The 11,682-nt window shown below is 65.6% G+C and carries 11 protein-coding genes and 1 tRNA gene; 9 read left to right on the plus strand and 3 right to left on the minus strand.

Annotation, left to right across the window (positions count from 1 at the left end; translation table 11 throughout):
* Positions 1-30 precede the first annotated feature (30 nt).
* The 3 genes from P12x_RS22945 to P12x_RS22955 all read left to right on the plus strand — a co-directional run bounded on the left by P12x_RS22945 (position 31) and on the right by P12x_RS22955 (position 2,490).
* Positions 31-1,056: a DUF1559 domain-containing protein gene (locus tag P12x_RS22945; protein WP_435007248.1), complete on the plus strand. Its 1,026-nt coding sequence runs from the start codon at positions 31-33 to the stop codon at positions 1,054-1,056.
* Between the two features lie 33 nt (positions 1,057-1,089).
* Positions 1,090-1,554, plus strand: coding sequence for a hypothetical protein (locus tag P12x_RS22950; RefSeq protein ID WP_435007249.1), 465 nt, complete (start codon positions 1,090-1,092; stop codon positions 1,552-1,554).
* A gap of 69 nt (positions 1,555-1,623) precedes the next feature.
* Positions 1,624-2,490: a class I SAM-dependent methyltransferase gene (locus P12x_RS22955; RefSeq protein WP_435007250.1), complete on the plus strand. Its 867-nt coding sequence runs from the start codon at positions 1,624-1,626 to the stop codon at positions 2,488-2,490.
* Positions 2,491-2,672: 182 nt separating this feature from the next.
* Here P12x_RS22955 and P12x_RS22960 read toward each other — a convergent pair whose 3' ends face one another.
* Positions 2,673-3,071, minus strand: a complete 399-nt coding sequence (locus P12x_RS22960; RefSeq protein ID WP_435007251.1) for a hypothetical protein — start codon at positions 3,069-3,071, stop codon at positions 2,673-2,675.
* Positions 3,072-3,453: 382 nt separating this feature from the next.
* Here P12x_RS22960 and P12x_RS22965 point away from each other — a divergent pair, with 382 nt between their 5' ends.
* The 4 genes from P12x_RS22965 to P12x_RS22980 all read left to right on the plus strand — a co-directional run bounded on the left by P12x_RS22965 (position 3,454) and on the right by P12x_RS22980 (position 8,091).
* Positions 3,454-4,539 carry a hypothetical protein gene (locus P12x_RS22965; protein ID WP_435007252.1) on the plus strand — a complete coding sequence of 362 codons (1,086 nt, stop codon included), beginning with the start codon at positions 3,454-3,456 and terminating at the stop codon, positions 4,537-4,539.
* Between the two features lie 233 nt (positions 4,540-4,772).
* Positions 4,773-6,323, plus strand: a complete 1,551-nt coding sequence (gene zwf, locus P12x_RS22970) for a glucose-6-phosphate dehydrogenase (RefSeq protein WP_435007253.1) — start codon at positions 4,773-4,775, stop codon at positions 6,321-6,323.
* 71 nt (positions 6,324-6,394) lie between these two features.
* Positions 6,395-6,886 carry a TIGR03067 domain-containing protein gene (locus tag P12x_RS22975; protein ID WP_435007254.1) on the plus strand — a complete coding sequence of 164 codons (492 nt, stop codon included), beginning with the start codon at positions 6,395-6,397 and terminating at the stop codon, positions 6,884-6,886.
* Positions 6,887-6,939: 53 nt separating this feature from the next.
* The gene (locus P12x_RS22980) at positions 6,940-8,091 is read left to right on the plus strand and encodes a glucose-6-phosphate dehydrogenase assembly protein OpcA (RefSeq protein ID WP_435007256.1); all 1,152 of its coding nucleotides are present in this window, start codon (positions 6,940-6,942) and stop codon (positions 8,089-8,091) included.
* Positions 8,092-8,174: 83 nt separating this feature from the next.
* Here the strand turns inward: P12x_RS22980 and pyrF are convergent, their stop codons facing one another.
* Positions 8,175-9,116, minus strand: a complete 942-nt coding sequence (gene pyrF, locus P12x_RS22985) for an orotidine-5'-phosphate decarboxylase (RefSeq protein ID WP_435007257.1) — start codon at positions 9,114-9,116, stop codon at positions 8,175-8,177.
* Between the two features lie 81 nt (positions 9,117-9,197).
* Here pyrF and P12x_RS22990 point away from each other — a divergent pair.
* Positions 9,198-9,272 (plus strand) — tRNA-Pro (locus tag P12x_RS22990).
* Between the two features lie 303 nt (positions 9,273-9,575).
* Here P12x_RS22990 and P12x_RS22995 read toward each other — a convergent pair.
* Positions 9,576-10,715 carry a dienelactone hydrolase family protein gene (locus P12x_RS22995; RefSeq protein ID WP_435007259.1) on the minus strand — a complete coding sequence of 380 codons (1,140 nt, stop codon included), beginning with the start codon at positions 10,713-10,715 and terminating at the stop codon, positions 9,576-9,578.
* A gap of 279 nt (positions 10,716-10,994) precedes the next feature.
* Between P12x_RS22995 and P12x_RS23000 the strand changes: the two genes are divergently transcribed.
* Complete coding sequence (locus P12x_RS23000; RefSeq protein ID WP_435007260.1) at positions 10,995-11,609, plus strand: methyltransferase family protein; 615 nt, start codon at positions 10,995-10,997, stop codon at positions 11,607-11,609.
* Positions 11,610-11,682: the final 73 nt, after the last annotated feature.

An 11,682-nucleotide genomic window follows, 5' to 3' on the forward strand; every position in this document is an offset into this window, starting at 1 on the left:
AGGCCGACTAATCCATCGAGATCGAATTAGATGAGAACGCCTTGCATCCGCCGGAACGCCTTCACCCTGATCGAGTTGCTGGTCGTCATCGCGATCATCGCGGTGCTGATCGCCCTGCTCCTGCCCGCCGTCCAGGCCGCCCGAGAGGCCGCCCGACGCGCCCAGTGCACCAACAATCTGAAGCAGATCGGCCTGGGCCTGCACAACTTCGAGAGTTCCCAGGGCTTCTTCCCGCCATCGGGCATCCGAGGGAGCGGCTATTGCCAGCCGATGAACATCAACGTCGCCCCCGGCGGGGGGATCTTGCCGAAGGGCCAGCGGGCCTCCAGCTACGTCTTCACCCACATCCTGCCTTACATGGAGCAGGTGAACCTCTATAACAGCTACAACATCAAGATCGACTTCCGAAGCAGCGTCAACTCGACGGCCGTCGCGACCCTGATCCCGACGCTGCTCTGCCCATCATCGGCCAACGGGGACAAGTATCACACCTTCGACGACGCCAACGGCGACGCCTCGGATACCGGCGGACCCTGGACCGGCGTCCGGACCGCCGTCACCGACTATTCCGTCAGCAACGGGATCGTCGCGGCGCTGGCGCTCTCGGGCATGGTCGACCTGACCGACGACGGCCAGTATTCGATGCTCAAGAACGTCACCGGCGGCGAGCCCAACAACGTCACCTACCACTCGCAGGTGACCGACGGCCTCTCCAACACCATCATGATGAGCGAATCCGCCGGTCGCCCGAACGTCTACAGGGCCGGCTACAAGAAAGCCCCGGGCACGCCCGGCGAGGGCTCCGCCGGCGGCTGGGCCGACTACGACACCGGCTATACCCTGCACAGCTATACCGAAGACGGTTCGAAGACCCCCGGCCCCCGGTTCACCAACGTCTACAACGGCAACGAGGATTATTCCTTCCACCCCGGCGGGGGGAACTACCTGATGGGGGACGGCTCGGTCCGGTTCCTCAAGGAGACGATGCCCATCCGGATCTATGTCCGGCTGCTCACCCGGGACATGGGCGAGGTCCTCTCGGCCGACCAGTACTGATCCTTTCCCCTCTCGCCGACAGGAAGTTCCGCCATGATCCCTCGATATTCCGGCGCGGCCATCCTGGCCGCGTCCCTCCTCTCGATCGGCTGCGGGAGCGGCGATCCGCCCAGGGTCGCGGTCTTCCCCGCCGGGGGGACGGTCCAGCGGTCCGGCAAGCCCCTGGCGAACGTCATGGTCCGGTTCCAGGCGGTCGATCCCCCCGCCGTCCCCCCCGGGGCGGCGGAGGTGGGCTCGCTCCTGACCGAGACCGACGAGGCCGGGCAATTTACCCTGAGCACCTATACCGGTGACGACGGGGCGCCCGCCGGCGATTATCTCGTGACCGTCCATCCCGGGAGCGGCCCCGAGCCCGAGGATCGCGACGGCCCCGCCCGCCCGACTCGCGTCAACCCGGCTCTGGCCCGGTATTCCTCCCCGAAAACGTCCCCCCTCAAGGCCACGATCAATCCGGATGGCAATCAGGGTGACAACCGGTTCGTCTTCGAGCTAGAGTAATCTCTCCCGGGGCCGCCTCGATCGACCGCACCCCGACCGGAAGCCGGCGGCCCCCCGGAGAGATCGACCGTGCCAGCGCCAAGCCAGGGGTCCGGAACGGACCAGACTCGGACCAAGTCCCTCTACGCTTACCAGTGGAACACTTTCCGCCTGATCCGACCCGAAGAAGACCGCGCCACCTTCCGGAATCGGACCGGGCTGACCCCCGGCGACCTGACCGGAACCCTGGTCCTGGACGGGGGTTGCGGGATGGGCCGCTACCTCCGGGTCGTCGCCGAGTGCGGGGCCACGGTCGTCGGGATGGACCTGAGCCGGGCGGTCGAGGCCGCGCGCGACCTGAACGCCAGATCGAAGAATGTCTCGGTCGTCCAGGGCGACCTGTTCCGGCCCCCGTTCGCCGAGGGGACGTTCGACCACATCTATTCGCTCGGGGTCCTGGACCACACCCCCGACCCTCGCCGGGCATTCCTCGAACTGGCCCGGCTCCTCAAGCCCGGGGGCCGGATCGCGATCTGGGTCTACCCTCGGGAACGACCGGCCCTGGAACGGATCATGGACGCCCACCGGGCGATCTCGACCCGGCTCCCGATCGGCACGCTGGCCGCCCTGAGCCGCTGGATGGCCCCGATCGGCGGGCTGAAACGAAAACTGATGGCCAGCCCGAATCGCCTGGTCGCCCGCCTCGGAGTGGCGCTCAACCTCGCCACGATCGGCGTCTCGATGCACCCCGACCCCGAGGTCCGGGTCTGCGACACGCTCGACTGGTACGCCCCCAAACACGTCTCCCGGCACACCGTCGAGGAGGTCCGAGGCTGGTTCGAGGAAGCCCAACTGACCGAGATCGTCAACCTCTCCCGAGAGCAGATCCACTTCCACGCCGGACAAGGAAACGGGATCAACTTCTCGGGACGCCGGCCTCAAATCTCTCAGGATTGAGCAAGTGGAGAAATCTGGACATACGACAGGACTCGTTCATGGTCGCGTAGTTTCCCTGTCTTTTTGCTCTGTAAAGCCTTGAGGCCTGGTAATCTGAATAGGGTGGGTCGAGCGCGGCGAGCCCCAACAGACCGACGTGGTGGGGCTCGCCGCGCTCGACCCACCCTACGCTGCCCGAATTCTTACTCCTCCCAAAGCCACTCCAGTTCGCTGATGCCTTCCTCGGCTTCCAGCAGCGCCCGTAAAGCAGCAATCAAACTCCCCGCACGCCCAAAACTCGGCTTCCCCCCCCTGAAGAAGCCTCGACCATACCGACGCAACGAGATCATCCAGCAATCGTTCTGCCCATAAATATTGCTACATTGAATGGCAAACTCGTACCCGTCCTCCGAGGAGTAACCGAGCATCCACCACAAGTCGTCGTCATCGGGGTAGCTGGTCACGATCCTATGTTCCGAGTACAGCCGGGTACAAAGCCAGAACGCCAGCTCGGCACCGTAGTGCCCCGGGTTGACCTGGCACTCCTCGGGTAGCACCGGGTTGAATCGGACGGACCGAAAGGTGGCGATGTCGCGAATCATGGCCATCCTTCCTGCCGGGCCTTCGAGGAGATCTGAGCCGGATCGAGTGGAGCCGGTCCCCGATGACATTCTCACGTCCGAGACCCACCCTTGCCAGTGATTCTATCGGCTCGGTACCACCCTGGACCGTCGCTCGGGTTAACCTGTGGATTCCGGGAATTTACTTCGGTCCGAGAACTGCTCCCCCGTTCCCCGATCCGCTCCCTGTGTGGGTGCGGATCGGGGTACGGGGGTGAGGATTTCCTCGAAACCGAAGTCTGACACCGACAAAAAGTCTGTTAACTCGGAAGCCTCGACCGCGAAGGTGAAGGGCGGTGAGGTCGCCCGGAAACCCGATCGTGACACCGCGCGACGCCTCGCCAATCCCCTTGAGGACGTCCCGATGACCTGCACCCCCGCTCGACTCGAAGCCAATCGCCGGAATGCCACACTCTCCTCCGGCCCGAAGACCGAGGAGGGGAAGGCTCGATCGCGGGCCAACGCCCTCAAGCACGGCTTGACCGGGGCGGGCGTGGTCCTCCCCGACGAGGTCGTTGCTGAGGTCGACCAACGATTCGAGGAGTTCGAGGCCGACCTCAAGCCTTCCAACCGGGTAGGCCGGTTCCTGGCCCGTCGGGCGGCGATGCTCTCGGTCCGGCTCGATCGGTGCGTCCGCCAGGAGTCGGAAGCGATCGCTTCCCGGATGCGTCGGGCCAAGGGTGACTTCGAGCGGGAGCGGCTGGCCGAGGTCGACCACGCCCTCTCCTGGATCGCACACGAGCCCGCGACCCACGCCCGGAAACTCCGATCGATGCCCGAGGGGATCGACCGGATGGTCGCGATGCTGCTCGCCATCAAGGACGAATTGACCGACCCCGACGAGCCCCGATGGGACTGGACCTACGGCGACCGGGTCAGCCACCTGATGGGGGGCCGGCTCCACGACATCCCGGTCTCCCCGGTCCGGGCCCTCTCCGAGGCGATCGGCGGGAACTTCGCGTTCCTCCGACCCTCCGAGGGCCAGGGCCTGGACGCAGCGGACCGGGCCTTCTGGGCTCGCGAGCAGATGTCCCGGCTGATCGACGACGAGGTCGAGGCGCTCCGAGCCCTCCGGGAGTCGCTCGACCCCGCCTCGATCGAGGAGGACCGGGCGGGAGCGGCGGCTCGGGCCATCTTCGACCCCTCGAAGGAAGCGACCCTGGCCCGGAAGTACGAGGCCGCCGCCGAGCGCGGGCTGTTCCGGACCCTGGGCGAGATCCGGACGCTCGACGAGGATGGTCCTCCCGAGTCGGAGATCCCCGAAACTTCGGGTACCGATCCCCACGAGGAACCGGGTGAACCCGCTCGGTTGGGTTCGTTTTTCCCAGAGACCTCGGAACCCGGACCCTGGCCCGGCCCCCACGCAATCCCGACCACCAAGACTCGGGGCGACCGGGTCGAGAGGCCCGAGTCGACCACCCGGAGCCTCCCGGGACCGAAGTCGGGATGATCAAGGATCGCCGACGACGACTACAAATCGAGAGTTGCCCGAGTCTCCCCGGACCCCTGCGCGGATCGCGGACCGCGAGACTCCCATCGGTCGAGAGGGGCGAGCGGTCCCCTCGGAAGGTCCGAGGTGGTCCCTTGATCGATCGAGGTCGTCTGCGTAGTCTTCTGATGCGGACCGGGGGGGGTCGATCGTGCCCCCCTGTCCTTCATCGATCCCTGTCGGAGCCCATCGGGATGAGTGAGTCGCCGGCCATCACCGAAGCCAATCCGCTCCGCCAGGCCCTGCCCCGGGCGCGGGTCCCCGACCCGTGCGCCATCGTACTCTTCGGTGCGACCGGCGACCTGACGCATCGGAAGCTCGTCCCGGCCCTCTACCATCTCGATCAGGCAGGACACCTGCCCGGCGAGTGCGCCGTGGTCGGCTTCGCCCGCCGCGACTGGTCCGACCAGCAATTCCGGGACGAGTTGAAAAAGTCGCTGGCGAACCCCAAGGACCCCGGCTTCGAGGAAGCCTGGTCCGATTTCTCACCGCGGATCTCCTACAACGCCAGCAACTTCGACGATCCCGCCGGGTATCAGAAGCTGAAGGAGAAGCTCGACGAGATCGACGGGACGCACGGGACCCGAGGCAACCGCCTCTTCTACCTGGCCGTCTCGCCCGAATATTTCTCGGTGATCGTCGAGCAACTCGGCCAGGCCGGCCTGATCTATCCCGATGATTACGGCCCCTGGAGTCGGGTGGTCATCGAGAAGCCGTTCGGCCACGACCTCGCCAGCGCCCGCGAGCTGAACCGGGACGTCTCGCGGGTCCTCCGCGAGGATCAGGTCTACCGGATCGACCACTACCTGGGCAAGGAGACCGTCCAGAACATCCTGGCCCTCCGGTTCGGCAACACGATGTTCGAGCCGCTCTGGGACCGCCGGTACGTCGAGTCGGTCCAGATCACCGCCGCCGAGGAACTCGGGATGGCCGGCGGCCGGGGGGGCTACTACGACAAGTCGGGCGCACTCCGCGACATGATCCAGAATCACCTCCTCCAGCTCCTCTGCCTGGTCGCGATGGAACCGCCGGTCGACCTCGGGGCCGACGCGGTCCGGAACGAGCGGGCCAAGGTCCTCCAGGCCCTGCCGATCTGGAACGCCGAGGAAGTCGCCCAGCATGTCGTCCGGGGCCAGTACGCCGACGGCTCGATCCAGGGGCAGGACGTGCCGGGCTACCTCCAGGAAAAGGGGGTCGCGCCCGATTCGACCACCGACACCTACGTCGCGCTCCGGGTCACGCTGAACACCTGGCGATGGGCGGGCGTCCCCTTCTTCCTCCGGACCGGCAAGAGGCTCCCCAAGCGAGCCACCGAGATCGCGATCCAGTTCCGCAAGCCTCCGACCGCCCTCTTCGAGGTGGACACCGACGCCAACGGCGGTGCGAACCTCCTCGTCCTGAGGATCCAGCCTAACGAAGGGGCGAGCCTCGCCTTCCAGGCCAAGATCCCTGGCTCGCGGAGGCGACTCCAAGAAGTCCGGATGGACTTCCGATACGGGACCGCGTTCGCCTCGCCCCCGCCGGAAGCGTACGAGAGGCTCTTGCTCGACGTCCTGCTCGGAGACCCGTCGCTCTATACGCGGACGGACGCCGTCGAATCCGCCTGGAAGTTCGTCAACCCGATCTTGGAAGCCTGGGAAGCTCCAGGCTCGCCCGGCCCCCTGCCCTACCCCGCCGGGACCTGGGGCCCCGAGGCGGCCGACAAGCTGATGGAAGGGACCGAGACGGAGTGGCGGCGGCTCTGATCGCCGGGCCCATGAAAAATGCGTTGATGATCCAATCCCACATCGCCAGACCCAGTCAGCGAGGCCGATCGATGAGCCGAGTTCGACGCCGGAACGGGTATCTGATCCCGATGGCCATCCTGGCCCTGGTCGTCCCGCAGGCCCGGACCTCGGCGATGCCCGACGAGCCCGCGCCTCGCCGGGCCGCCCAGGACGACCTCAAGCTGCTCCAGGGGACCTGGCAATGCGTCTCGATGGAGCGTGAAGGGGACCAGGTCCCCGCCGACGCCCTCAAAGGATCGACCGCCACCTATGAGGACGACCGGATCACCCTGACCCGCGACGGCGACGTCTTCCGCCGAGGGATCGTCACCCTCGACCCGTCGAAGACCCCCAAACGGGTCAACACCTGGGACCTGAACGGACCCTACGAGGACCAGACGGTCCCCGGGATTTACGAAATCGAAGGCGATACCCTGAAGCTCTGCTTCTCCCAGCCCGGCGCCGAGCGCCCGACCTCATTCACGACCAGGGAAGGGTCGGGCACGCTCCTCGTCCAGTACAAACGCAGCAAGAAGCCTTGACGATCGACCCTGGATTTCTGCCCGGTTCGATCGCCTTCCGGAGTTTTGAGATCATGGCCGAATCGACGTCCGACGCCTTCCTGAACGGTCAGGGCATCCCGGTCGATCCGGGTCAGATCGAGTCCGAGCTGAGTCGACTCTGGGGACCGGCCGCCGAGCGAGCCGGCGGGCCCGAGCTGGAGAACCCCAACGTCACGCGGATCGTCCTGGCCAACCTTATCGTGGAGGCCGGGCCGGATTGCCCCGGATGCCTGGAGGCGACGCTCGATACGGTGATCGGACGCTACCCCTGCCGATCGATCGTCCTGAAGAAGACCTCGGCCCCCGGGAGGACCCTCTCCGCCGAGGTGGCCGCTCTCTGCCAACTGCCGACGGCCGACCGGCCCCAGGTCTGCTCCGAGAGGATTGTCCTCCGGGCGGGGCCGGAGGCGATCGACCTCCTGCCGGGGGCGACCCGCCCGCTCCTGGAGGCGAACCTCCCCTCGGTCCTCTGGTGGACCGAAGACCCCCGCCGGGACGAGAAGCTCTTCCGCGACCTGGCCGGCGAATGTTCGAGGCTGATCCTCGACCTGCCCGATCCGGAGGCCGATCCGGCCGCGCTTCGGCTCGGCCTGGACCCGTCGATCAATCGGTTCGCTCGCGATGCCGCCTGGTTCGGGATCACGCGCTGGCGGGAACTCGTCGCCCAGTTCTTCGACGGGCCCAACCCCACCGAGGCGCTCTCCCGGATCGCCTCAGTCGAGATCCGGGCCGAGGTCCCCGGATCTCCGGGAATTCCCCGATCCGCCGCCTGGCTCGTCGGCTGGCTCGCCGGTCAACTCGACTGGGCTCCGATCCGTCGAGAAGAAAAGGAGCCCGGTCGGGTCCAGGCCACCTTCCGAGGTCCATCCGGCGAGATCCCGGTCTCGATCCGAACCGAAGGCTCGTCCGCCTCCGGGCTGGCCCAGATCCTGGACGTGAACCTGACCGCCCGAGGGCCCGATGGGGACGACTCGCTCCACCTGAACCGGTGCTCCCCGACTTCTCCCCAGGTCCGGGTCATCGTCTCTTCGCCCAGCGCCTGCGCCCTGCCGAGGATCGTCAACGCCCCCGAGCCCGACGCCCCGGGGAGGGTGGCCGCCGCGCTCGAATCCTCCCGCCACGACCTGCCCTTCGGCCGGGCCCTGGGCCCAACCCTCTGGCTGCTCGGAATCAGCGAGTCGTGATCGATGGGCGAGCGGGCGGCCGGACGCTCGAATCGTCCGGATGGGCTCGCCCCAACTCGCAGGACCTGGCCTTCGGAATCCGCTCAGCCCTTCCGAAGGCGTGAGGTGGTCGAGTGGGCGGCGAGGTCGTCGGCCATGTCTCGGACGGCTTGAGCGACCGCGGCCTTCCAGTCGTCGCCGAACCGGGCGATGGCGGCCGGCTTCTTGTAGGCGAAGGCGATCCCTCGAGAGTTATTCACCAGGGCACCCAGCCCCTGATCGTCGAACGCCGGCGCGATATCGGAAGCGGTGCCGCCCTGGGTCCCGTACCCCGGCACCAGGAAAGGAATCCCCGGGAGCGCCTGCCGAAGCTCGGCGAGTTCGGCCGGATAGGTCGCCCCCACCACGGCACCCACCAGGCTATAGCCCGAGGCACCCCGATGCGGCTCGGCCCATTCCGAGAGCTTCTCGGCCACATGTCGATAGATCGGCCGGCCGTCGGCGACCAGATCCTGGAACTCCCGGGCCGAGGCGTTGCTGGTCCGGACCAGGACGAAGATCCCCTTCCCCTCTCGAGCGGCGACCTTGACGAAGGGAGAGATCCCGTCCGTGCCCAGGTAAGGATTCACGGTCAGGGCATCGACCTCCCAGGACGGCTCGAACTGATTACCCACGGGGACCTTGCCCAGGTAGGCCCGCGCATAAGCCTCGGCCGTGGAGCCGATGTCATTCCGCTTGCCGTCCATCAGGACGATCAGCCCCAGCCCCATCGCATAGGAAGCGGTGGCGTGCAGGGCCCTTACGCCCTCGGGTCCATACGCCTCATAGAAGGCCGCCTGGAATTTGACCGCCGGGACCATAGGGGCAACCACCTCGGCGATCCCCCGCCCGAATTCTTCCAGGGCCAGGGCCACCCCATCGCGGTCGCCCGCGAAGCGGTCCAGGAAGTCGGTGGGGAGGTCCTCGGGCCTCGGATCGATCCCGACACAAACAGGATTGCCCGCCCGAATAATGGCCGCCATCAAGGCGTCGGCGAAATGATCCACGACATTCTCCGTCAGACTGCATTGACAGATCGAACGAGCATTCTACAATGGGCGAACCACCAACGGTAGACGCTGGTGAATCGGGGCGTAGCGCAGTTTGGCTAGCGCGCTAGACTGGGGGTCTAGAGGTCGTGGGTTCAAATCCCGCCGCCCCGATTGTTTGCCAACAATTAATCCCGCCAACGGTTGCAAAAGCAACTTTTGGCGGGATTTGTTCTTTACGGCCGACCCTCTCGGCTTGCGATGCAGGGACCCGCATCCGGATGCGGGCCAGGGGTTAGGGAGCCTTGGAATCGTGTCTCGCCGGAATCATGGAATCGGGCTGCTAAGGTCGGGGCCTTCGGCAGGATAATAAGGGCGACCACGGAATGTCCCCCTGGCCCCCGACCATCCGGGGTTCGATCGAGACGGGAACGATCATCTGATGAATGAAGGGTCCGGAGAGGTCCACTCCCGACCTCAGTTCCTTGCCCTCAGAACGAACTCCAGAAATTCGTAAATCTGCCGGTTCGACTCGTCGGTCGGATCATGGGCCGGGCGGTTGGTCATCGCCACCCGATTCTCTGCTCCCAGGACATTATTGACGGCAACGACGTGATTCAAGGCCCGCCATCGCTCGATGCCATCTTCCGAACCTCCCGAGACGAGGAACGGCCGGGGAGCCATCAGGGACTGGACCTCGTGGAGGTCGTGGCCGTTCTCGATCAGGCGTTTGTAGGCCCCGGTACGAGGGCTCTCGGCCGTGATGACTCCTCGCTTCCGGGTCTGGCCGGGCTCCCAGCCGAGATACCAGGGCTCCCAGTAATTGACATTCGGCCGCTTCTCGTCGAAGGCAACACCCGGGTCGGACCAGACCCCGCAGGCAAACCGCTCGTCCAGGCACGCGGCGAACATCGCCCACTTGCCGCCGTAGGAATGTCCCATCACGCTAACCCGCTTCGGGTCGACCTCGGGCAACTCGGTCAGGGCGTTGTAGCTGTTCGATGCCACATAGGCCAGGTAAGAGAGCGGTTGGAGCTTGATCCCGCTGAGGGCCGGGTCGAGCGAGTAAGGGTCGAGCCCGATCGACAGGGCGACGAATCCTCGGCGGGCCAGTTGAGAGGCAAAGTCCCGACCTGGCTTGCCGCGGCCGATCGCCGTCTCGGGCTCGTAGAAGACCACCAGGACCGCCGGAAGCGGCCCCTTCCGATCGGGCACGAGCAAATATCCCTCCGTGGACCGGTCCGGGGCAATTTCCAGTCGAACTCGCCGCTGCTGGTATCCCTCGCCCGGTTCGGTGCCCAGGACCTCGATCGCAGGTCGTTCGATCCGAGCGGGCCAGGGCCCCATCAACCCATGCCAGGTCGAGAGGATCTCGCGCCTCCGCTCATTCCAGCCCCCCGCGTCCTTGACGCGTCGCCCGTCCTCGAAGATCAGGGGAGATCGGTAGGCACCCAGATCGCTCGCGAAATCGGAAGGTGTTCGAAATGCTGCGTCAAGTGACGCCGGAATATCCCCGAGGCTCTTCCGATCGTCCTCATCCGCAGCCCGGGTCGTCGGGCCGGTCGTCGGGAGGAGCGACATGGCCAGGAAAATCCCGGCGAGTTTGCGAACGATCATGGTGGATAGTCCTTCGGATAAGCCGCGTGTTGTCGGACTCACGGACCTCTCGAGTCCGAGTATCGCCGGGACGATCCTCCTGAGAAAGCCTCCGCCACCGGTAAGTCGAATCCCCGCAACAGACGAGTTTGAAGTTTTTTGCTTGCCAAAAATCTTATTTGCGTGATACAAAATCAAACTTATCATCCAAATCGAGTTATCGAAATTCCCGGAGCATCCCGAGAACAGCGAGGTGATCCATTGGAGATGATCTTGAGGGTTGCGGTGATCGAGGTCGCGATGGCGACGATCCTTTTCACTTCGGCCGGTCGAGTCGACTTACCCTGGTTCTGGGCCGTCATTCTCATCCATGCTTCGATGCTTTCGGGCGGGATGTTCGTGATTGACGCGGGGCTTCGCGAGGAGCGGCTCCGACCGGGCCAGGGCGGCCCAAGTCATCGGTTCCGGATGCTGGCGATCCCGATCATCCTGGCGCACCTCGTCGTGGCCGGGCTCGATGTCGGTCGATTCGAGTGGTCCGGCCCGATCTCGGTCGTGGTTCGGTCGGGCGCGCTGGCTGGGTACGTCGCCGCCATGGGGCTTTCGATCTGGGCGATGTATTCGAATCGCTACTTCTCGCCGACCGTCCGGATCCAGACCGAACGGGGGCATCATGTGATCAGTTCCGGCCCGTATCGGCATTTGAGACACCCCGGATACTTCGGTGTGATTTTCGGGGCGATTTGCGGAGGGGTGGCCCTGGGTTCCTTGTGGTCACTGGTCCCCCTGATACCCCTGGTGGGCCTCTTCCTCTGGAGGACCGCGATGGAAGACCGATTCCTCCTCGAAAATCTGGAAGGGTACACTTCCTATGCGAGCCGGGTCCGCTTTCGGTTGGTCCCCGGTCTCTGGTGAGAATCCGACCGATCTACGACTCGATCGAGGGCGAATGAACCCTGCCGTTCAGTCGAAGGGACCGGAAACCCAT

Origin of the sequence: Tundrisphaera lichenicola (genome assembly GCF_051175385.1) — a bacterium.
Classification (GTDB): Bacteria; Planctomycetota; Planctomycetia; order Isosphaerales; family Isosphaeraceae; genus Tundrisphaera; species Tundrisphaera lichenicola.

Coding starts and splice junctions, on each gene's coding strand:
- P12x_RS22975 (WP_435007254.1), top strand. CDS start 6,395: ATGAGCCGAGTTCGACGCCGGAACGGGTATCTGATCCCGATGGCCATC.
- P12x_RS22965 (WP_435007252.1), top strand. CDS start 3,454: ATGACCTGCACCCCCGCTCGACTCGAAGCCAATCGCCGGAATGCCACA.
- P12x_RS22960 (WP_435007251.1), bottom strand. CDS start 3,071: ATGATTCGCGACATCGCCACCTTTCGGTCCGTCCGATTCAACCCGGTG.
- P12x_RS22945 (WP_435007248.1), top strand. CDS start 31: ATGAGAACGCCTTGCATCCGCCGGAACGCCTTCACCCTGATCGAGTTG.
- P12x_RS23000 (WP_435007260.1), top strand. CDS start 10,995: ATGGCGACGATCCTTTTCACTTCGGCCGGTCGAGTCGACTTACCCTGG.
- P12x_RS22950 (WP_435007249.1), top strand. CDS start 1,090: ATGATCCCTCGATATTCCGGCGCGGCCATCCTGGCCGCGTCCCTCCTC.
- P12x_RS22995 (WP_435007259.1), bottom strand. CDS start 10,715: ATGATCGTTCGCAAACTCGCCGGGATTTTCCTGGCCATGTCGCTCCTC.
- P12x_RS22980 (WP_435007256.1), top strand. CDS start 6,940: ATGGCCGAATCGACGTCCGACGCCTTCCTGAACGGTCAGGGCATCCCG.
- zwf (WP_435007253.1), top strand. CDS start 4,773: ATGAGTGAGTCGCCGGCCATCACCGAAGCCAATCCGCTCCGCCAGGCC.